At 69.6% G+C, this 20,099-nt stretch carries 24 protein-coding genes; 12 read left to right on the top strand and 12 right to left on the bottom strand.

Going from position 1 to position 20,099, the window contains the following annotated elements:
• Window positions 1–5: 5 nt before the first annotated feature.
• The gene (locus tag VS93_RS11390) at window positions 6–722 is read right to left on the bottom strand and encodes a CPBP family glutamic-type intramembrane protease (RefSeq protein WP_046469926.1); all 717 of its coding nucleotides are present in this window, start codon (window positions 720–722) and stop codon (window positions 6–8) included.
• Window positions 723–920: 198 nt separating this feature from the next.
• Between VS93_RS11390 and VS93_RS11395 the strand changes: the two genes are divergently transcribed.
• Window positions 921–1,679, top strand: a complete 759-nt coding sequence (locus tag VS93_RS11395) for a class I SAM-dependent methyltransferase (protein ID WP_046469927.1) — start codon at window positions 921–923, stop codon at window positions 1,677–1,679.
• A gap of 46 nt (window positions 1,680–1,725) precedes the next feature.
• On the opposite strand, the gene VS93_RS30060 is transcribed toward VS93_RS11395, so the two are convergent.
• Entirely contained in the window at window positions 1,726–1,893 is a 168-nt protein-coding gene (locus VS93_RS30060; RefSeq protein ID WP_046469928.1) for a hypothetical protein, read from the bottom strand.
• Between the two features lie 40 nt (window positions 1,894–1,933).
• Window positions 1,934–3,076 (bottom strand): acyl-CoA dehydrogenase family protein, encoded by a 1,143-nt coding sequence (locus VS93_RS11405; protein WP_046469929.1) that lies wholly within the window; start codon window positions 3,074–3,076, stop codon window positions 1,934–1,936.
• A 200-nt stretch (window positions 3,077–3,276) separates the two neighbouring features.
• Between VS93_RS11405 and VS93_RS11410 the strand changes: the two genes are divergently transcribed.
• Entirely contained in the window at window positions 3,277–4,419 is a 1,143-nt protein-coding gene (locus VS93_RS11410; RefSeq protein ID WP_046469930.1) for an acetyl-CoA C-acetyltransferase, read from the top strand.
• 126 nt (window positions 4,420–4,545) lie between these two features.
• Here VS93_RS11410 and VS93_RS11415 read toward each other — a convergent pair whose 3' ends face one another.
• Both VS93_RS11415 and VS93_RS11420 read right to left on the bottom strand, forming a co-directional pair.
• Window positions 4,546–4,833, bottom strand: a complete 288-nt coding sequence (locus tag VS93_RS11415) for a DUF397 domain-containing protein (RefSeq protein WP_046469931.1) — start codon at window positions 4,831–4,833, stop codon at window positions 4,546–4,548.
• A gap of 28 nt (window positions 4,834–4,861) precedes the next feature.
• On the bottom strand, window positions 4,862–5,722 hold the full coding sequence (locus tag VS93_RS11420; RefSeq protein ID WP_046469932.1) for a helix-turn-helix domain-containing protein: 861 nt from the start codon (window positions 5,720–5,722) through the stop codon (window positions 4,862–4,864).
• 238 nt (window positions 5,723–5,960) lie between these two features.
• Here VS93_RS11420 and VS93_RS29750 point away from each other — a divergent pair, with 238 nt between their 5' ends.
• The 5 genes from VS93_RS29750 (at window position 5,961) to VS93_RS28055 (ending at window position 9,120) form a co-directional block, all read left to right on the top strand.
• Window positions 5,961–6,449 carry an ATP-binding protein gene (locus VS93_RS29750; protein ID WP_046469933.1) on the top strand — a complete coding sequence of 163 codons (489 nt, stop codon included), beginning with the start codon at window positions 5,961–5,963 and terminating at the stop codon, window positions 6,447–6,449.
• Window positions 6,450–6,642: 193 nt separating this feature from the next.
• Entirely contained in the window at window positions 6,643–6,930 is a 288-nt protein-coding gene (locus tag VS93_RS11430) for a hypothetical protein (protein ID WP_046469934.1), read from the top strand.
• A gap of 242 nt (window positions 6,931–7,172) precedes the next feature.
• A complete protein-coding gene (locus tag VS93_RS11435) occupies window positions 7,173–7,934 on the top strand; it encodes an ATP-grasp ribosomal peptide maturase (RefSeq protein ID WP_236700485.1) in 762 nt (253 codons plus the stop codon).
• The gene (locus tag VS93_RS28050; protein WP_082126815.1) at window positions 7,931–8,887 is read left to right on the top strand and encodes a methyltransferase domain-containing protein; all 957 of its coding nucleotides are present in this window, start codon (window positions 7,931–7,933) and stop codon (window positions 8,885–8,887) included. The genes VS93_RS11435 and VS93_RS28050 overlap by 4 nt, the downstream gene beginning before the upstream one ends.
• Entirely contained in the window at window positions 8,836–9,120 is a 285-nt protein-coding gene (locus VS93_RS28055; protein ID WP_082126816.1) for a hypothetical protein, read from the top strand. The genes VS93_RS28050 and VS93_RS28055 overlap by 52 nt, the downstream gene beginning before the upstream one ends.
• A 152-nt stretch (window positions 9,121–9,272) precedes the next feature.
• Here VS93_RS28055 and VS93_RS11445 read toward each other — a convergent pair whose 3' ends face one another.
• From VS93_RS11445 to VS93_RS11455, 3 genes are all read right to left on the bottom strand, one after another.
• Window positions 9,273–10,481: a winged helix-turn-helix domain-containing protein gene (locus tag VS93_RS11445; RefSeq protein ID WP_046469936.1), complete on the bottom strand. Its 1,209-nt coding sequence runs from the start codon at window positions 10,479–10,481 to the stop codon at window positions 9,273–9,275.
• A 27-nt stretch (window positions 10,482–10,508) separates the two neighbouring features.
• Entirely contained in the window at window positions 10,509–10,925 is a 417-nt protein-coding gene (locus VS93_RS11450) for a hypothetical protein (protein WP_046469937.1), read from the bottom strand.
• Window positions 10,926–11,311: 386 nt separating this feature from the next.
• Window positions 11,312–11,563 (bottom strand): hypothetical protein, encoded by a 252-nt coding sequence (locus VS93_RS11455; RefSeq protein WP_046469938.1) that lies wholly within the window; start codon window positions 11,561–11,563, stop codon window positions 11,312–11,314.
• Between VS93_RS11455 and VS93_RS11460 the strand changes: the two genes are divergently transcribed.
• The gene (locus VS93_RS11460; RefSeq protein WP_046469939.1) at window positions 11,547–11,861 is read left to right on the top strand and encodes a hypothetical protein; all 315 of its coding nucleotides are present in this window, start codon (window positions 11,547–11,549) and stop codon (window positions 11,859–11,861) included. The two genes, VS93_RS11455 and VS93_RS11460, sit on opposite strands and share 17 nt — an antisense overlap.
• Window positions 11,862–12,058: 197 nt before the next feature.
• Here the strand turns inward: VS93_RS11460 and VS93_RS11465 are convergent, their stop codons facing one another.
• The 4 genes from VS93_RS11465 to VS93_RS11475 all read right to left on the bottom strand — a co-directional run bounded on the left by VS93_RS11465 (window position 12,059) and on the right by VS93_RS11475 (window position 16,295).
• Entirely contained in the window at window positions 12,059–13,996 is a 1,938-nt protein-coding gene (locus VS93_RS11465; protein WP_046469940.1) for an acyl-CoA dehydrogenase family protein, read from the bottom strand.
• Between the two features lie 173 nt (window positions 13,997–14,169).
• Window positions 14,170–14,715, bottom strand: a complete 546-nt coding sequence (locus VS93_RS31515) for a sensor histidine kinase (protein WP_236700487.1) — start codon at window positions 14,713–14,715, stop codon at window positions 14,170–14,172.
• Window positions 14,682–15,569 (bottom strand): HAMP domain-containing protein, encoded by an 888-nt coding sequence (locus VS93_RS31520; protein WP_236700488.1) that lies wholly within the window; start codon window positions 15,567–15,569, stop codon window positions 14,682–14,684. The genes VS93_RS31515 and VS93_RS31520 overlap by 34 nt, the downstream gene beginning before the upstream one ends.
• Window positions 15,570–16,295, bottom strand: a complete 726-nt coding sequence (locus VS93_RS11475) for a response regulator transcription factor (RefSeq protein WP_046469941.1) — start codon at window positions 16,293–16,295, stop codon at window positions 15,570–15,572.
• A gap of 339 nt (window positions 16,296–16,634) precedes the next feature.
• Between VS93_RS11475 and VS93_RS11480 the strand changes: the two genes are divergently transcribed.
• The 4 genes from VS93_RS11480 to VS93_RS11495 all read left to right on the top strand — a co-directional run bounded on the left by VS93_RS11480 (window position 16,635) and on the right by VS93_RS11495 (window position 20,042).
• A complete protein-coding gene (locus tag VS93_RS11480; RefSeq protein WP_082126817.1) occupies window positions 16,635–17,456 on the top strand; it encodes an exodeoxyribonuclease III in 822 nt (273 codons plus the stop codon).
• A 31-nt stretch (window positions 17,457–17,487) separates the two neighbouring features.
• Window positions 17,488–18,393 (top strand): ribokinase, encoded by a 906-nt coding sequence (locus tag VS93_RS11485; protein ID WP_082126822.1) that lies wholly within the window; start codon window positions 17,488–17,490, stop codon window positions 18,391–18,393.
• 202 nt (window positions 18,394–18,595) lie between these two features.
• Entirely contained in the window at window positions 18,596–19,063 is a 468-nt protein-coding gene (locus VS93_RS11490; RefSeq protein ID WP_046469943.1) for a hypothetical protein, read from the top strand.
• A gap of 340 nt (window positions 19,064–19,403) precedes the next feature.
• Window positions 19,404–20,042, top strand: coding sequence for a hypothetical protein (locus VS93_RS11495; RefSeq protein WP_046469944.1), 639 nt, complete (start codon window positions 19,404–19,406; stop codon window positions 20,040–20,042).
• The last annotated feature ends 57 nt before the right edge of the window (window positions 20,043–20,099 follow it).

Raw genomic sequence — 20,099 nt, forward strand, 5'->3', positions numbered from 1 at the left:
CGGGGTCAGCTGAAGCCCAGCCCCAGTACCAGGCTCAGCATTATGTGCAGCGCGATCGCCGGGACGAGGGAGCGCGCGGTCCGGCGCACGCAGTACAGCGTGGCGCCGATGCCCACGGCGAGGACGGCCCGCCCCAGGACCACCGGTACGGAGGAGCCGAGCAGGACGTTGAACAGGGGGAGGGCACCGAACAGCGCGGTGGACAGCGTGAACGCCTGCCATTCGGCGCGGAACCGGCGCCGCGCCCCGACCAGGAGCAGCCCGCGGAAGTGGACCTCCTGGGCGAATCCGGTCACGGCCACCGTCGCCAGGAGAGCGGCGACCTGGGGCAGGCTGAACACGCGGATATGGCTGATGGCCGTGGACTCGTACACGGCCAGTGCGATGATCGCCGCGACGGGGAGCAGACCGGCCCACCACATCCACCAAGGGGCCTCCGGGACCGAGGGCGGCTCGCGCCAGATGTCCCGGAACAGCCCGTAACGCGCCGCGATCACCAGCGTGATGGCGCTGGCGACCGCCATAGGCACCATGCCCTGGAGCAGCGCCGAGCGCGGGTCGTTGAAGACCTCGCTGTAGGGGCGGAAACTTATCAGTTGGCCCAGCGCCAGGTTGAGGCCGACCCAGACGCCGACGAAGACCAGGAAGAACGCGACGAGCGACGGAATTCCCACCTGCGGGCCACCGTACTCCGGGTCGTGCTGCCGACCTCGTCTCAGCATCGTTCCACCGTCGTCGGGTCCGACGGGCACGCTCGGGGAAAAACGGGGTGATGTCGTGGGAAAGACGCCCCCGGGTGACTGACACCACAGCAGCACGTCACCTATACACACTAGGGTCGGTTGGGGCCACCGCGCCATTGCGTCGGCTACTGGGCCCTCCGCGTGACCGCTGCCCTCTCGATTTTCCGAGGAGGATCCGTGCACGAGTCCATTGCGGAACACTACGAGAACCTGGCCCGCGACTACGACGGCAACTGGGAACACAGCGCCGAGTACGTGATGTGGATGAACGGGCTGATCGCCGGCACCCTTGATGTCCGTCCGGGGGAACGGGTCGCCGACATCGGCGGCGGTACCGGTATCTTCCAGCGCGGCCTGCTCCCGGCCGTTTCCACCGACACGCCGCTTCTCTGCGTCGACCCGTCACCCCACATGCTCGAACAGGTGCCGGAGGATCCCCGGGTCCGTACGGTGCAGGCGGGTGCCGAGGACGTCGCGACCGGCCGGGTCCGGCTGCCCTACGAGCGGCTGGACGCGCTCCTGGTGAAGGAGACGGTGCACCACGTCGTGGACGTGGCGGGGACGGTCCGGAGCCTGGCGGACCTGCTCGCGCCGGGCGGGCGGCTGCTGATCATCAGCCTGCCGCCGAAGCTGGACTACCCGCTGTTCCAGGCCGCTCTCCACCGGTTCGCCGAGAACCACCCCGAGCCCGACGCCATCGCCGATGCGATGCGGGCCGGGAACCTCGACACGACGCTCCAGTACCACGACTACCAGGTGACGGTCGACCGCGAGCACTACGTCCGGCTGGTGCGGGACAACAAGTGGATGTCGGTGCTCTCCACCTTCACCGAAGAGGAACTGGACGCCGGTGTCGCGGAGATGCGCGCCAACCACCCCGAGGAGACGCTGCGGTTCACCGACCGGTTCGCGTTCGTGCTGGGGAAACGGAACTAGCGCGCCCGCGCTCCTGGCGACCCCCTCTGCCGCGGAGGGGGTCGTCCTACCGCCAGGACCACGCCCACAGCAGCAGCACGAGGAAGATGAAGAAGACGACGATGCCACTGGTCTTCCAGGGGATGTGTACGCGCGGGCGGAGCTTGCGCACACCGATGACCAGAAGCAGGACCAACAGACCGAGGACGATCAAGCCGTCCCATGCGCCGCTCATGAGCGTTTCGACCCTTTCGCTGTGACCCTTCGGGGGTGGCTCACAAGCCCAGCGAACGTCCCACGATCTCCTTCATGATCTCGGTGGTGCCACCGTAGATCGACTGGATCCGGGCGTCCTGCCACGCTTTCGCCACGGGGTATTCCATCATGTACCCGTACCCGCCGTGGAGCTGTAGGCAACGGTCCATCACCTTGTTGCTGAGCTCCGTGGTCCACCACTTGGCCTTCGCGGCGTCGTCGACCGTCAGGTCGCCGCGGTTGAGCAGCGTGACCCCGCGGTCGACGTAGGTACGGGCGATGTCCACCTCGGTGGCCAGCTCCGCCAGGACGAACCTGGTGTTCTGGAACTTGCCGATGGGGCGCCCGAACGCGGTGCGGCTCTTGCAGTACTCGACCGTCTCGGCGAGCATCGTCTCCGCGGCGGCCACCGCGGAGACCGCGATCGACAGCCGCTCCTGGGGCAGGTTGTCCATCAGGTGGACGAACCCCTGGTTCTGCCGCCCGATCAGGTTGGCGGCGGGCACCCGCACGTCGCTGAAGAAGAGCTCCGCGGTGTCCTGCGCCTTCAGCCCGGCCTTCTCCAGGTTGCGGCCGCGCTCGAAGCCCGGCATGCCGCGCTCCACGGCGAGGAGGGAGATGCCGTGCGCGCCGGCGTCGGGGTCGGTCCGGGCGACCACGATCACAAGGTCGGCGTTGATGCCGTTGGTGATGAAGGTCTTCTGCCCGTTCAGGACGAACGCGTCCCCGTCACGGACCGCGGTGGTCTGCACTCCCTGCAGGTCGCTGCCCGCGCCCGGCTCAGTCATCGCGATCGCGGTTATCAGCTCGCCGCCGCAGAAACCGGGCAGCCAGCGCCGTTTCTGCTCCTCGGTGGTCAGGTTCACCAGGTAGGGCGCGACGATGTCGTTCTGCAGGCCGAACCCGAGCCCGCTGGCGTGGGTACGGCAGATCTCCTCGGTGACGACCACGTTGAAGCGGTAGTCGTCGCTGCCCGAACCGCCGAACTCCTCCGGCACCCCCAGGCCCAGCAGCCCCACCTCGCCGGCCTTCGCCCATACCGAGCGCGGGACGATCCCCTCCCTCTCCCACTCGGCGTGGAACGGGACGACCTCGCGTTTAAGGAACTCGGCCACCGATTCGCGGAAAAGCTCGTGGTCGGTGTCGAAGAGTTCCCTCTGCATGGGCTGACTCCTTTGCTCGTGCCGGCTCCGCGCCAGGGACAGCGGGGCGGACCTGTGGAAACCACCCTAACCGAATAGTGTTCGGTCTGAAATGAGCGCGGCGGAGGCGGTGGAAGGTACCCCCGGTGTCGTGCCGCCGGAATGAAACCGAATATGGTTCGGTTCAACAGGTAGGTACAAGGCTTCTCCAGGAGGACACCGTGGCTGAAGCATTCATCGTCGGGGCTGTCCGCACCCCGGTAGGAACCAAGAAGGGCGCGCTCGCGGGCGTGCACCCGGCGGACCTGGGAGCGCACGTCCTCAAGGAGGTCGTGGAGCGTACCGGTGTCGACCCGGCGGCCGTCGAGGACGTCGTCATGGGCTGCGTGAGCCAGGTCGGGCCGCAGGCGCTGGACCTCGCCCGCACCGCCTGGCTGTCGGCCGGGCTGCCCGAGACCACGGCCGGGGTCACCATCGACCGCCAGTGCGGCTCCTCCCAGCAGGCCGTGCACTTCGCCGCGCAGGGGGTCATGTCCGGCACCCAGGACCTCGTCGTCGCCTCGGGCGTGGAGAACATGGGCATGGTGCCCATGGGGTCCAACGTGCAGTTCGCCATCGACAACGGACTGGAGCTCTACGGGGCGGGCTGGACCGACCGGTACGGTACCCAGGAGGTCTCGCAGTTCCGCGGCGCCCAGCTCATGTGCGAGAAGTGGGGCTACAAGCGGGCCGAGCTGGAGCGGTACGCCCTGGAGAGCCACCAGCGGGCCGCCGCCGCCCAGCAGGCCGGGCACTTCGACGCCGAACTCGCGCCGCTGGCGGGCGTGGCCCAAGACGAGGGCGTCCGCCCCGACACCACGCCGGAGAAGATGGCCGGACTCGCGCCGCTGCGCGAGGGATGGGAGCTCACCGCGGCCGTGGCCAGCCAGATCTCCGTGGGCGCGAGCGCCGTTCTGATCGCCTCGGAGCAGGCGGTCAAGGAGCACGGCCTCACCCCGCTGGCCCGGATCGTGCAGCTCTCCCTGGTCGGCGACGACCCGGTGTACATGCTCACCGCCCCCATCCCGGCCACCAGGATCGCGCTGAAGAAGGCCGGCCTGGGCATCGGCGACATCGACGTCACCGAGATCAACGAGGCGTTCGCGCCGGTGCCGCTGGCCTGGATCGAGGAGATCGGCGCCGACCCGGCCAAGACCAACCCCAACGGCGGGGCGATCGCGCTCGGGCACCCGCTGGGCGCCACCGGCGCGGTCCTGATGACCAAGCTGGTCCACGAACTGAAGCGCACCGGTGGCCGCTACGGCCTGCAGACCATGTGCGAAGGCGGCGGCCAGGCCAACGTCACCATCATCGAACGGGTGTAAGCCCGGCGGCGCCCTTTTCCGCCGATATTGACGAAATCGGTCCTTCCCGGCGTTGGGAAGGACCGATTTCGTCAATATCGGCGATGGTTGCGGAGGAATCGGCTACAGCTGTGCCGCGTCGGCCAGCTAGCCGACGAGCACCCTGCCCTTCATCGCGGCGAGCAGCGTCTCGGCATCGAACTCGCCGTCCTTGACGCCCGCCACGAAGGCGTCCCACTCGGCCCTGGTGAAGACCAGGGCGGGCTGATCGGGGTTCTTGGAGTCACGCAGGGCGAACATGACCTCTTCGGTGGTCTTGTTCTCGGCGGCGACCGCGGTACCGTCCACCGCCGAGGCTTCGACGCAATCGCCCCCATTGGTGCTGTGGGTGCTCTTGCGCCACTGAGCGCGAGCGCGGTCGTGCAGCGCGGCCATCCCGCGCCTCCTCTCTCCACAAGGGGCCTTATTGTCCGTTGTGGATGAGCCCCCGCAGGAAGGCGACCGACTCATCCGGTTTGAGTGCTTTGGCGAGAAGATTCCCGAACATCAGGGTATACCGGCGCACCTCTTCGGGATCCTCGGGCATCAGGCCACTGCTCGCCTGCTCCAGATAGACCAGGTCAGGCTCTCCGGGCTCGGGGAACTCCAGGAGGTTGAACTGACCGTCCATCCCGGCGTGGGCTCCCTGGGAGAACGGCAGCACACGAATGGTCACATTGGGCCGCTCGGCCAGATCGACCAGGCGCTGAATCTGCTCCCGCATCGTCGCCGGGCCACCGACCTGGCGCCGGAGCACCGCCTCGCAGAGCACCGCGACCACCTGGATCGGGTCGCCGTCGCGGGTGAGCAGTTCCTGGCGCGACATGCGCACGGTGACTTTCTCATCCACGTCATCGGGCGCGGAGGTGATCGCGGTCTGTTCGATGACGGCGCGTGTGTAGGCCTTGGTCTGCATCAGTCCCGGGACGACGATCGGCTGGTACGTGCGCAGCACCGAGGCGGCGGCCTCCAGGCCGATGTAGGAGTCGAAGCCGGGCTTGAGGGTTTGGCGGTAGCGGTGCCACCAGCCGCGTTTGCGCGCGTCCTTGGCCAGCTGGATCAGCTCGTCGCGTTCGGCTCCATGCACGCCGTAGACGTCGAGCAGGATGGCCACATCACCCGGCTTGGGCCGCGTTAGCCCGTTCTCGTAGCGCCACACCGTGGTGTCCCGGGTGCCGATCTTGTCGGCGACCTGTGCCCTGTTCAGGCCGCTCTGTTGACGCAGCCGGGCCAATTCGGCCATGAGACGGCGATGCCGCGCGGTCGGGCTCGGTCGTGGTGCCACGGTCAGCCTCCTCCATACGTCGGGAGCCCTCACCTTACAAGGACGCATCTCGTTCAGTAGCGATCTGAATTATCTATTTCTGAAGTATTGCAGATTTAGTTATAGCAAGGCATCCTGGAGGCTCTGTACACACCGAGTGAGCGAGATGGTGGTTCGGGTGACGACGAGACTTCTACTCCAGGACGAACAGGAACGAGGGCAGGGGCCGCCAGCCGCACCGGATGGAGGGAACGATGGCATGAGCAACAACCACAAACCCCCGGCGCCGTTGCCTCGGCGCGGCATCGACGTCGTCGACCGGGCCCCGGCGAACGGGCGCGCCGGAGAACCCCACCGCGGCTTCACCACGGTGCTGTGGTGCTGTCCCGAACACGCGGTGCTGGTACGGCGGAACGTGCGCCTGGTGGCGGACCTGCCCAAGTCGGCCAGCGAGGTCCTTGAGCAGCTGGCCTCAGAGCTGTTCAACAACGCCTGGGTGCACTCCCGTTCGCGAGAGACCGGCACCGTGCGGGTGTCGGTGTTCCGGTTCCCGACCTGTACGCGGGTCAAGGTCACCGATGACGGCCCGCGTCCGGACAGTCCGACGATTCCTCGGCTTCGACCGCTCGACGTCTACAGCGAGCACGGGTTCGGACTGTTCCTTCTCGACCGCGAGTCCGACCGCTGGGGTGTGCTCCGTGAACCAACCGGGGGAACCTCCGTGTGGTTCGAGAAGGACCGCCCCTAATCGCGGAGAGACCGCGACACAGTGACCGGCACGGCGGTGCGGGCGCCTCCCTCCTTCTCCCCTTGGCCCGTGCCGCCGTGCCCGTGATCGCCTCCGCGACCGATGCCGGATGCGGTCGGTGTGCGCGGGGAGGCGGGAACAGGGAACAAGCTGGGAGTTCGACGAGCCCCAACCCCTTGGAGGAAACTGGAGTATGAACCCCCAGATGTTGGTCTCCAGGCACGCGCCCACCGACGAGTACTCGACTTCCCCGGACGGCGGGCACCGGGGTGTGATCGCCCGCGCGGGCGACGTCTTCCCCCTAAGCCCGCCCGGGAACTTCGTGGTCCCGCCTTCCGAGCGGCCGAGCGGCGTCCGCCCTTGGGGGATGTGGTTCTCCCGCCCCGCCCCGATCCGAGCCGGCAAGCACGAGGGCGGGACCAATGAGACCACCGGCCACACCGACGGCTCCGGCCCCGGTGAGGAACGCGCCAGCGACTAGGGAGAGCCCGGCTATGACGGAGCGCGCCATGTCGGTGCTGATCCTGACCCACGAGGAGGACCGCACGGCCACCCGGGTGGCCGAGGAGCTGCAGAGTCGGCGCGTCGGCGTGGTGCGGGCCGACGCCGGGGATTTCCCGGTCCGCCTCCGGCTCTCCGCCGAGTGCGGCCCCGACACCTGGCGCGGCGTGCTCTCGGGGGCGGACCGGTGGCGGCCGGGAGGTCGATCTGGACCTCAGCGCCGTGCGCAGCGTCTACTACCGGCGGCCGACCCAGTTCGCCTTGGAGGAGGGCATGTCGGGGCCGGAGCGGCGGTTCGCCTACGGCGAGGCGCGCTTCGGCTTCGGCGGCGTCCTCCAGGCTTTGGACTGCCTGTGGCTGAATCCGGCCGTCGCCACGGCGGCGGCCGAGTACAAGCCGCGCCAGCTCGCCGCCGCGCGGCAGTGCGGCCTGCGTATCCCTCGAACGGTCATCACCAACGACCCGGAGTACGCCTACGCGTGGGCGTCCGATCTCGGACGGCCGTTCGTCTACAAGCCGCTGTCCGGGGTGTGGCACCCGGAGGCCGGCGAGATCCGCATCCTGTACACGGCCAGGCTCACCGATCCGGCCGTGGTGCGCGATCCCGCGCTGACACGCACCGCGCACATGTTCCAGGAATGGGTGGACAAGAGGCACGAGGCCCGCTCGGTGGTCGTCGGCGACCAGGTGTACACGGTGGCGATCCACGCCCGCAGCAACGAGGGACTCGTGGACTGGAGGGCCGACTACGACTCGCACACCTACGAGCCGATCGAGCTTCCCGCCGACGTCCGCGACGGGTTGGTGCGGCTGCACCGAAACCTCGGACTCGTCTACGGGGCCTGTGATTTAGTGGCGACCCCGGACGGCGGGTGGGTGTTTCTCGAAACCAACGCCAACGGCGAGTGGGAATGGCTGGAAGGCGAAGGCGGCGCTCCCATCACCGGCGCCATCGCTGATGTGTTGCAGAAGGGCCAGGCATGAGCAGTCCGCCGTCCGCTTCGGCGAACCGGCCGGCGCGTCTTGCCGATGCGCTGCGCGCTAAAGGGGATATCAGGACCCGGGTCTGGCGGGACGTCTTCGCGGCCGTGCCGCGCGAGGTGTTCGTCCCCTGCTTCGCGACCCACGAGACCGGGCCGCGCGGCACCGAGTACCGGCTCTACGAGGGCACCGACCCCGCGCAGCGGGACGCGTGGCTGGACCTGGTCTACAGTGACACCACCCTCATCACCCAGGTCGACGAGCGCCCCGTCGAGGAGGCCGTCACCGCCGGAGGCGGGGTCGGGCAGGCGACCAGCTCCTCCACCGCGCCCGGCCTGATGGCCAGGCTCCTCGAGGCCCTGGACGTCCACGACGGCCACGACGTGCTGGAGATCGGCACCGGGACCGGGTTCAACGCCGCGCTGCTCGCCCGGCGGCTCGGCTCCGAGCACGTCACCACCGTCGACATCGACGCCGACCTCACCGCGAAGGCGCGGCGGCGGCTCACCGGCCTCGGCCTGGCCCCGGCTGTGCACACCGTCGACGGCCGGCGGGGATGGCCGGGCAGCGCCCCCTACGACCGGATCATCGCCACCTGCTCCGTTCCGTACCTGCCCTACGCCTGGGTGGAGCAGACCCGCGAGGGCGGGCGCATCCTCGCCAACATCGCCGGAGCCTCAACGGGGCGATGGTCCTGGCCGAGGTTCGTCAGGGCACCGCGCGGGGCCGGTTCCTCCCCCAGTGGGCGGGGTTCATGTGGGCACGCCCCGGTTTCGCCAAGGTCGGTGACATCCGGGCGCTCGACACCGAGGAGGGCAGCTACCAGACCACCGCCCCCGCCATCAGCGCCGACGTTCTGCGCGACCAGGGGTTCACGTTCCTGCTGCAGCTCGCCCTGCCGGACGTGCGGCCCTACTGGGCGCGCCACGAGCACGACGGCGAGGTCACCGGCCTGATCGCTGCGGACGGGTCGTGGGCCGAACACGTCGCCCCCGTGGGCTCCCGCCCGGCGTTCGTGGAGCAGGGCGGGCCGCGCCGCCTCTGGAGCGTCACCGAGGAGACGCATGCCTGGTGGCAGGCGCACGGAAAGCCCGACTGGAGCAGGTTCGGGATCACCGCCACGGCCGGCGGCCAGACGGTCTGGTACGAGTCCCCCGACAGTGACCAGCGGTGGCGGCTGCCGACGTGAGGCGCCGGGAAGGCCGGTTTCGTCACCATCAGCGCCGGGTCCACCGGATTCCCCGCGTAGCCGGAACGATCATGGTGCTGGGGCCGCCCCTGGTGAGCCGGGGTGGTGTCGGCACCATGATCGTTGGGAGTGAGGGCGTGCCCGGCTCACCATCAGCGGTGGTGGACTCCGTTGGGCAGGCCCAGCCAGTCGGCCATGCGTTTCAGTTCGGCGGTCAGCTCTTCGGCGGTCTCCGGCGGGGCGCCGTCCTCCAGGGTGGTCTGCTGGACCAGCAGGGCGCCGGCCCTGCGGTCGGCCTTGAGATCCACCCGGGCCACGAGCCGGTCGCCGAGCAGGAACGGCAGGACGTAGTAGCCGTGCACCCGCTTGCCGGGCGGGACGTAGATCTCCAGCCGGTAGCGGAAGCCGAACAGCGCTTCGACGCGGTCGCGCTCCCAGACGAGCGAGTCGAACGGGCTGAGGAGCGCGCGGGCGTCCACCCGGCGCGGGATCCGGGCGTCGGGGCGCAGGTAGGCCGGGCGCTCCCAGCCCTGCACGGTCACCGGGGCCAGCTCGCCCGCGTCGACCAGGTCGTTCAGGGCGTGCCGCGCCTCGGCGGCGCGGAGCCGGAAGTAGTCCCGCAGGCACTGCTCGGTTCCCAGACCGTGCGCCCGGGCGGCGATGCGCATCAGCTCGCGGCGGGCGTCGTCCGGGTCGGGGTCGGGCGCGTTGTGCACCTCGGCGGGCAGGACCCGTTCCGGCAGGTCGTAGCGGCGCTCGAACTGCCGGGTGCGGCCGTCGGTGGTGATCCGGCCGCACCAGAACAGGTACTCCAGCGCGCGTTTCACCAGCGACCAGTTCCACCCCCAGTGGTCCTTGGAACGCGGCTGGTCGTGCTCCAGGGCGGCCTCGATCTCCCGCGAGGTGGCCGGGCCGATCCGCTCCACCTCCGCGTACGTGGCCTTGATCAGCTCGGGAAGGTCCTCGGCGATCCGCCGGATGGCCCCCCACGCCTCGTCGCGGGCCCGGGCCATGCGCCACCGCAGCAGCCGGTGCGTGCCGGGCGGGATCAGGCTCGCCTCGTGCGCCCAGTACTCGACCAGGCGCCCGCCGCGCCGGGCGGCGGCACGGTCCAGCAGGGCGGGGTCGTAGCCGCCGAGCCGGGCGAAGACGGGCAGGTACTGGCTGCGCGCGAGGACGTTGACGCTGTCGATCTGGATGACCCCGACGCGGTCGATGACCCGCTGCAGGTGCCGCGCGGTCGCCCGGCCTGTCGGGCGGCGGTCGCCGAACCCCTGGGCCGCCAGCGCGACACGGCGGGCCTGGGCGGGGGAGAGGGAGGAGTCACCTGTCGAACGAGAAGGCACGCCGGAATCGTACATCAGTACTAAACCTAGCGGTGCGCGCCGTCATCTGCCAGCGGGCACTCCTTGGGGAGGACCCTGGCCGTTGCCTCCCCCCGGAGGCCCCTGGCCGTTGCCGTTGTTCCCCCTCTGCGCGGGGGGACCGGAGGGCTGGTCGGGGGTCTCCTCGGTCGCAGGCGGGGCGGAGTCCTCGGGAGGAGGTACCGCTGCTTCCTCCTGCCGGTCGTCGGGTGGGGGTGTTTCCGCGGGAGGAGGCGCCATATGGGTGTCGTAGGGAGGATTGTCGTCTTCGGCGGGGGTGATCGTGCTCTGCGCGCTCTGGTCCGCTTCGGTGGAAGCGGAGGCCTCGCCGGGAGCCTCGCCGAGCGTCTCATCGGGCTGCTTGGCCGGGGCCTCGATGAGCGGCATCGTCAGATCGGGGCCGCCCGTCTCGGAGCCGGGATACTGCTGGAGGCTCGCCATTACCGCGTATCCCGATCCTGCGAGCAGCATCCCGCAGGCGGCGACGGCGAGGGTGACGCGCGGCCATCTCCGGGCGGGCCCCGGGGCGGAGCCGGAGGGATCTCGGCGCCGCCGGGGATGCGGAAGTCGATGATGGGTCTGGAATACGCGGCGGAGACCCGTTTCTGCACGCCGCGTTTCGCGGGTTCGTCGTTCGGGAGGTGAAGGGGCACGGCGGTCTCCTGGAGGACGAGGCTGTGGTCGGCCTTGAAGGCCGCTGGGTGTCCGACGTGACCCGCGGAATACTAACCGTAGGCACTTGTCGCGAACAACCGGTAGCGCCGCATTGACGGCGCGCCGGGGCTCCACCGACCCCAACGCGCCGCGGGCTCGTGCGCCGATGCGCCCTAATGGTGCGCGCTCTCGCCGCCGTGGGAGTTCCGGTGGTCCTCGTCCTGCCAGTAGTCCTCGCCCTTCGACTCGCGGTCGGGGCAGTCGTAGTAATCCTCGATCCAGGCGCGGATACGCTCCTCGGGATCGGTTTCCTCCTCCGCTTTGTCGTCGGAGGGGGGCGGCTCCTCGGCGGGAGGCTCCGGCTCGGGGGAGGGCGGAGGGGGCTCGGGGGCTTCGGCGGATCTGACCGTGGTCTTCGCGGTCAAGCTGGCTTTGGAGAAGGCGGGCATCTCGGTCGGGGGCGGAATGGGCGGCAGTGTCGGATCGGGACCGCTGGCCTCCGCGGGGTCGGCGGAGGGCTGGAGGTTCGCCGCGGTCGTGTACGCCCCCGCGAACAGCGCCCCGCAGGCCGCGACGGCGAGGACGGCGCGCGGCCACTTCCGGGCGGGTCCCGGGCCGGGACCCGGTGGGAACTCGGCGCCGCCGGGGATGAAGAAGTCGGTGACCGGAGAGGCGTTCGCGATAGCGGCCCATCTCTTCTTCCGGTGCCGTCCTCTCTGGTAGTCGTTGTCGGCAGGGAAGTCAGAGGGGTCATGGGGGGCACGACAGTCTCCTGAAAAGGCACGGGATCGAGGGGAAATGTCAGAGGGTGACTCGCGGAATACTAGCCGTGGGGTTTGCCGCGAACAACCGCTTCGATCTCAACAATCCCGTTGTTGTGCCGGGCCCGGAATCCTACCGGGCCCGATACGGTGCGCCATTCACCCCATATTCCGGTGCACGTCCTTCTTCTCCGAAGGGCCGGGCGTGGCGGGAGCGATCAGTGGTCCTGGAACGGAGGGGTCGACGATTCCCTCTTCGAGCCAGGTGTAGTGGTCGTCCATGACGCGACGCGCGAGCTTGCCGTCCACGTCGTCGGTGTTGGCCCACAGCGCCCCGAACAGCTCGTCGATACGGAGCCTGGACTGTCGGCAGAACGTGTCGGCCAGTTCGTAGGCGCCCTGGCCGCGCTGCGGGTACTCCCCACGGTCGGAATGCGCGCGCAGGATCACCGAGCTCATCGCGAACAGCTCCGCCCCGATGTCCACGATCCGGGCGAGGAAGCCCTGCTTGGTCTCCAGCCGGCCCTGCCAGCGCGACATCCCGTAGAAGGTGCACCGCGCGAGCTTCCGGCTGGCGCGCTCCACGAAACGCAGGTGCTCGGCGAGCGGGCCGAACTCGCTGAACGCCGACGGGACCTGTCCGCGGCCCGCGACCAGGGTCGGCAGCCACGTGGCGTAGAACCCGCCGGCCCGGGCCATCGCGCGAGCCTTGTCCGCCTTGTCGGCTTCCGGGTCGATGATGTCCCCGGCCACCGCCAGGTGCGCGTCCACCGCCTCGCGGGCGATGAGCAAGTGCATGACCTCGGTCGATCCCTCGAAGATCCGGTTGATCCGCAGGTCGCGCAGCATTTGTTCAGCGGGAACCCCGCGCTCGCCGCGCGCGGCCAGCGAGCCCGCGGTCTCGAAACCGCGCCCGCCGCGGACCTGGACGAGCTCGTCGGTGAGCTTGAACGCCATCTCCGAGGCCCACAGCTTGGCGATGGCCGCCTCGATGCGGATGTCGTTGCGCTCGTCGTCGGCGAGCTGGCCGGAGAGCTCCAGCATCGACTCCATCGCGTAGGTCGTGGCGGCGATGAAGGAGATCTTCTTCGCGATTTCCTCGTGCTTGCCGATGGGTCGGCCCCATTGCACCCGCTCGCGCGCCCATTCGCGGCTGACCTTGGTCGCCCACTTGCCCGCTCCGACGCATATCGCCGGCAGCGACAGCCGGCCGGTGTTGAGGGTGGACAGCGCGATCTTCAGCCCCTGGCCCTCGCGTCCGATCATGTTTTCCGCGGGGACGCGTACCTGGTGGAAGCGGGTCACTCCGTTCTCCAGGCCGCGCAGTCCCATGAAGCGGTTCCGGTTCTCCACCGTGATTCCTTCGGAGTCGCCCTCGACCACGAAGGCGGTGATCCCGCCGCGGTGCCCCTCGCTCTTGGGTACCCGGGCCATGACCACGAGCAGGTCGGCCACCACACCGTTGGTCGTCCACAGTTTGACGCCGTCGAGGATGTAGGCGGAGCCGTCCTCGGTGGGCGCGGCGGTGGCGTGCAGCCGTGCCGGGTCGCTGCCGACATCGGGCTCGGTGAGCAGGAACGCGCTGATGTCCGTGGTGGCGCAACGGGGGAGGTACGCGCGCTTCTGCTCCTCGGTGCCGAACATCTTGACCGGCTGCGGCACCCCGATCGACTGGTGCGCCGACAGCAGGGCGGCGATCGCGGGGTTGACCGAGCCGACGAGGGTGAGGGCGCGGTTGTAGTAGACCTGGCTCAGCCCGAGCCCGCCGTAGGCCTCCGGGATCTTCATCCCGAGCGCGCCCAGTTCCTTGAGGCCGCGCATCACGTCATCGGGGATGCGCTCCTCCTCCTCGATGCGCTGGGCGTCGATGGTGCCGCAGTATTCGCGCAGCCGGTCGAGGAACTCCTCCCCAGTCCGCCGCGAGTCCTCGTCCGGTCGCGGGTACGGCTGGACGAGGTCCAGGCGCAGCCGGCCGAGATAGAGTTCCTTTCCAAAGCTTGGTCTGCGCCACTCGGCTTCACGCGCGGCCTCGGCGACCGCGCGGGCCTGCCGTTCGTCCACCTGCGCTTGGCCGGAATCGGGCTTGATCGCGGTCATCGGTAGAGCACCTCGCAACGTGATCGCATTGGGGAGATCGCGAGATCCGGAGAATCCCGGACGTGTTGTCGTTCACATGACTACCCGTCAGTAGCCTCAATGAAGCATCGACCGCCCAACGGCGGCGGTTTCCCGCGTATCCCGCTGACCGGGGAGGCGACCGGCCGAACCGCTCACTTCTCGGGGCGGTGCAGCGGAATCCGTACCGCCACCGTGGTGCCCTCGCCGAGGGTGGAGACGATGTCCACCTCACCGCCGTGCGCGGCCGCGATGGCGTACACGATCGCCAACCCCAGCCCGCTGCCGCCGCCCGGCGCGCGGTTGCCGCGGTAGAAGCGGTCGAAGGCCCGGTGCTGGTCCTCCTCCCCCATGCCGGGCCCTTCGTCGGCCACCTCGATGACGGCGTGGCCGTCTTCGGCGCGCAGCCGGACGGTACTGGGCGTGTCCTCAGGGGTGTGCTCGACCGCGTTGCTCAGCAGGTTCGACAGGATCTGCCGGATGCGCGCCTCATCGGCCTCGCACTCCAGATGCTCCGGCACCTCCAGCGTGATCTCGCGCTCGGGGTGCAGCGCGCGGATGTCGTTGGCCACCTCGCGCATCACATCGGCCAGGTCGGCGGAGCCCAACTGCAGGGAACCGTCCCGGTCCAGCCGCGCGAGCTCCAGCAGCTCGGCCACCAGCCGGCTCATCCGCTCCGCCTCGTCCTCGATCCGCCGCATGGCCCCCGGAAGCTCGCTGTCCGGTATGGCGCCCTGCCGGTACAACTCGGCGTAGCGCGGATGGTGGTCAGCGGGGTCCGCAGCTCATGCGACGCATCGGCGGCGAACGCGCGGACACGCTCCTCGGATTCGCGCTGTGCGGTGAACGACTGCTCGATCCTGCCGAGCATGGTGTTGATCGCCTGGCCGAGCCGCCCCACCTCGCTGTACGAGTCGGAGCCCGGCATCCGTTCGGAGAGGTCCGAGCCGGCGCTGATCCGGTTGGCGATCGTGGCCATCTGGCCAAGAGGCTCCAGGCCGCGGACGATGAGCCAGCGTCCGGTCAGGACCAGCCCGGTGAGCAGCAGCACCGTCGTGATGAGCTGGGTCAGCACGAGCTGCCAGGAGTACTCCTCGCGGTCGTTGGTCGGCACCCCTGTGATCATGACCGATCCCGGGCGCAGCCGGACGGTCGCCCGATGCGGCGGCACGCTGGCGTCCTGGCCGTCCAGCTCGAAGATCTCTTCGCTGACGCCGTGACTGCTCAGGTCGCTCACCGGAACCGCGGCGATGCGGTCCATCACCACGTCCTCGCGTTCGGTGTCGCCGTAGATCTGCGCGACATCACCGGTCTCCGCCTCAAGCAGTACCACGAAGTAGGGGGAGGGGCTGGGGGCGTCCACGCCCACGGGAGGGGTGTCGTGGTCCAGCCGCACCATGGCGCGTTCGGCGGCGAGCACGAGTTGCGCGTCGAGGCGGTCGGTGATGAAGGAGCGCAGGGTCAGGAAGCCGACCACGGTGGTGACGAGCAGCCCGACGCCGGTGACGGCGAGCAGGCCGATCAGCAGCCGTGAACGTAGCCGTCCGTGCAGCATCTACGCGCCGTCCTTGGGACGCAGAGCATAGCCCACCCCCCGCTGGGTGTGGATCAGGGACGGCCCGAGCGGGTCGAGCTTGCGCCGCAGGTAGCTGACGTAGGTCTCGACGATCTGGGAGTGTCCCGCGTAGTCCCAGCCCCACACGTTCTCCAGCAGCTGGGCACGGGTCAGCACCTGGCCGGCGTTGCTCATCAGGTACGAGAGCAGGCGGAACTCGGTGGGGGACAGCTCGATGGGGACGCCGCCCCGGCTCACCTTCCAGGTGCGTTCGTTGAGTTCCAGGTCGGCGACGCGCAGCGAGCCGTCGTCATCGCGGGCCGCACCGGTGGCGGACTCCTCGCGCCTGGCCCGGCGCAGCAGGGCGCGGATGCGCGCGATAAGGGCCTCGACGGAGAAGGGTTTCGTGACGTAGTCGTCACCGCCGAGGGAAAGCCCGGTGACCGTGTCCGACGGGGTGTCGCGGGCGGTCAGGTAGATGACCGGGACCTCGTTTCCGGCGTCGCGCAGCCGCCGGCAGACATCGAAACCGCTGACATCGGGGAGCAGCACGTCCAGCAGCAGGATGTCGGGATGGTGCTCGTGTGCGAGAGAGAGACCTTCGTCTCCGGTCTCGGCCGTACTCACACTGAACCCGTGGAATCGCAACGCGGCCTGCACGAGATCCCGGATGTTGGGTTCGTCATCGATCACGAGCACGTGGGGCTGTATCGCGCTCTCGCTCATTTCGCACCTCTGAGGTTCGCGAGGGTCCTGGCCGACCGTGCAGTCTCGCTCGAAACTCCCATGATGCCGCAGGACCGCCGCTCTTTGGACCCTCCCGATCCACCGGGGATCACGTGCGGCCAGAGGAATTCCAGGGAACTCGTGTGAACCGGAAACCGCATGCGGCCATCTAACCAACGGCGCCCCTGGGCCCGTTTCGCAGGTGCCTGGGAGTCGCGCGAGGAGGTCTCGGTGTGGAGGACGGCCACGCCGAGACCTCGGTTGTCCTCCCCGCGCCCCTTTTCCCGCGTATGGCGGGATCGCCGCTTCCGGGAGCGGCACTCGCGCTAACCTGGCTGCGTGCGAATCGCCACATGGAATGTGAACAGTGCCCGCGCCCGGAGTGGGCGGATCGCGTCCTGGCTGGAGCGCAGCGAGGTCGATGTCGTCGCGATGCAGGAGACGAAGTGCCGCGACGACCAGTTTCCGACCGAGATCTTCAGCGAACTGGGATACGAGGTCGCACACCACGGCCTGTCGCAGTGGAACGGCGTGGCCATCGCCTCCCGCGTCGGGCTGGAGGATGTGCGGGCCGGTTTTCCCGGGCAGCCCGGCTGGGGGGACGGCGACCCCCCGGAGCCCGAAGCCCGCGCCATAGGGGCCACCTGCGGCGGTGTCCAGGTCTGGAGCCTGTACGTCCCCAACGGTCGGGAGATCGACGACCCGCACTACGACTACAAGCTGCGCTGGTTGGACCGGCTGCGCGCCGCCGGTGAGGCCAGGCTGGCGGAGGAACCCGGCGCGCAGGTCGCCTTCTGCGGCGACTTCAACGTGGCCCCGCAGGACGACGACGTCTGGGACATGGCCGAGTTCGAGGGTAGGACCCACGTGACCAAGCCGGAGCGCGAGGGGTTCGAACGCCTGGTCCAGGCCGGTTTCGCCGATGTCGTCCGCCCCTACGCGCCCGGTCCCGGCGTCTACACCTACTGGGATTACCAGGGGCTGGCCTTCCCCAAGCGCAAGGGGATGCGGATCGACTTCGTGCTCGCCTCCCCCCGGCTCGCCGAACGCGTCTCCGGCGCGATGGTGGACCGCGAGGAGCGCAAGGGCAAGGGAGCCTCCGACCACGCCCCGGTCATCGTGGACCTCGACGGCGCGGACGGGGAACGGCGCCCGTCCTAGAGGGAGCCTGGGTAACCTCTGCGACGTGGATATCGCAACAGCGCCGCGCATCGCGGTATTCGGCAGTGTCAACATGGACCTCGTCGCCTACGTGGACGCCGCCCCCGCCAAAGGGGAGACCATCACGGGCAGGGAGTTCCGTCAGATACCCGGCGGGAAGGGCGCCAACCAGGCGGTCGCCGCCGCGCGGACGGGAGGGGAGGTCACCTTTCTCGGGGCCGTCGGCGACGACCCCTTCGGAACGCAACTGCGCAGCAATCTGGTGGAGTCGGGTGTCGAGGTCTCCGGGCTGCGTGTGGAGGCGGGTGCGTCGGGTGTCGCGCACATCATCGTCGAGGGCGACGGCGGCAATTCGATCATCGTCATCCCGGGCGCCAATGGGCGGGTCACCGACGTGCGCGATGGCGATCTGCGGCTGCTCCGGGGCAGCGCCGCCCTGCTGCTGCAGCTGGAGTTGCCGATGAGCGGGGTGATCGCCGCGGCCCGCGCCGGCCGCGAAGCGGGAGTGCCCACGGTCCTCACTCCCGCGCCCGTTCAGGAGTTGCCTCCCGAACTGCTCGACGCGACCGATCTTCTCGTGCCCAACCAGCACGAGGCGGCGGCGATCACCGGGGAGGAGGACCCGCTGCGCGCACTCGAGGCGCTCCTTCGCCGGGTCCCCGAGGTGATCATCACGCTGGGCGCGGTAGGTTCGGTCTACGGCCGTCGCCACGAGGAGCCGGTGCGGATCCCCGCGTACCAGGTGGCAGCGGTCGACACCACCGCGGCCGGGGACACGTTCTGCGGGGCGTTCGTCGTGGCGCGCGCCGAAGGACAGGTTCCCGAGGCCGCCCTGCGTTTCGCGTCGGCAGCAGCGGCGCTGTCGGCACAGCGATACGGCGCAAGTACATCCATGCCCGACCGGGTCGAGATCGACAAAGCACTCGCTCGGGGCTGACACCGTAGTTGACAGCTCAACGTACCCAGTAGTGGGGTGTCAGCAGCACAATCCGCGTGAGACCGGCGCCCGCCCGCCGATGGACTTGGTGCCCCTCTCCCGAGAAGGACGCGTTACCCCCATGGCCGGTGTACATCCTGAAGAGGGTCCCCGGAGCGCTCGGAGGCGCGAAGCACGCCGCAGACGGCGAGGGCGGCTGTTGATGACCGCGGCGTTCTGTTTCGGCACGCTCGCGGTCGCGATCGTCGTCGCCGTGTGGTTCGCCGAGCAACCGGTCAGGGTCGAGGCGGAGGAACCGCCGCGGCCGTCGCCGAACGCTTATGAAACAGACGCCCCGAGCCCGACCAGGGGCGGTGCCGAGCCGTCGGCCCCACCTCCTCCGCCGTCCCAGTCTGCGCCGGAGGCGGAGCCTTCCCCGGAAGGGGCGGCCGAGGCGGAAGCGGAGCCCTCACCCGAGGGAGTGAGCGAGGAATCGTCCTCCGCGGCCCCGACACAGGGGGAGGACGAGCCGGCCGGCGGCGGCAGTGGTGGTGACGAGGGCACCGCCGAAGGTTTTGACGAGGAGGACGGGAACGGGGGAGAGAGCGCATCGCCTTCGCCGCCGCAGCCGCCCGATGACGACGAGACCGAAGATCCGGGATTCCCGATCTGGCCGCCGGACTGGTGGTGACAGGACCTCAGGCGGATCGCCGCTCGCGAGGGCCGGCGCTGACGGACTCCGCGGCTCGCACGGGCACCGCGGGCGGACCGCGCGCCCGAAGAACCGACAAAAAGCGGCAAAAGGGGTGCAACACTCTGATTCGGTGTGACCTTCGTCACACCGAATAGTCGAGAAAGTCGCCCAATGCTGGCGTTGCGACCGGTATTGGTCAGATGTCCGATGATCGTCCGGTCTGTTGTTCTCTACAGTGCTATGAGGCATTGAAAGCGACCGGTCCGTGCCCCCGGCCTGTGTCCAGCCGTCCGCGGCACGCGGACGGGCCCCCAGCACGAAGAGGTCAGCGATCCCTATGAGCGGTGTGCCCCCGTCGGACGGGCTCTCCCGGTCCGCCCGGCGGCAAGAGGAGAAGCGCCGGCGGCGAAAACGGCGCCTCGCGGTGGCCGGTGGACTACTGGCGACCGCGATCGTTACCGGAACCGTGCTCGCGGTAGCGAGTACCAGCGGGACCCCTTCGAGTGTCGAGGCCGACCGGCCTCCCTCGGAGGACTGGAACGTCGCGGAAGGGTCGGAACCGGCCCCCGACTCCTCGTCTCCGCCCGGGGCGGCTTCGGGCGGTGCGCGGGCGAACGCGGACCGGGCGGCGGAGCAGACGGAGCAGACGCAGGGCGAGCCGCCCGCGGACACCGGCGAAGCGCCTGAAGGGTCCGATCGGGAGTCCGGGGGCTCTCCGGAGTCCGGGAGCTCGTCGAGTCCATCCGGCTCATCAGGGGAATCCCGCGGTTCTGGAGGAGCCCGGACGTCCGCGCCGGAGCCGCCCGAGAGGCCGGCCCCCGCGGACGGGCCGTCGGAGCCTCCCTCCCGGGAATCCGAGGCGCAGCCGTCGCCCACACCGGAACCCACCAACAGCCGCACCTACGAGCCCGAGGAGTCATTGGACGAGGTCGAGGAGCTGTCGGAGGAACTCCTCGACTCCCTCCAGGACGAGTGATCCCGGCGGCCACGGACAGGGCCGGCACCGGGATGCCGCGGCCGCGCGCTGTTCGGA

Source organism: Allosalinactinospora lopnorensis, from assembly GCF_000981225.1.
Taxonomy (GTDB): domain Bacteria; phylum Actinomycetota; class Actinomycetes; order Streptosporangiales; family Streptosporangiaceae; genus Allosalinactinospora; species Allosalinactinospora lopnorensis.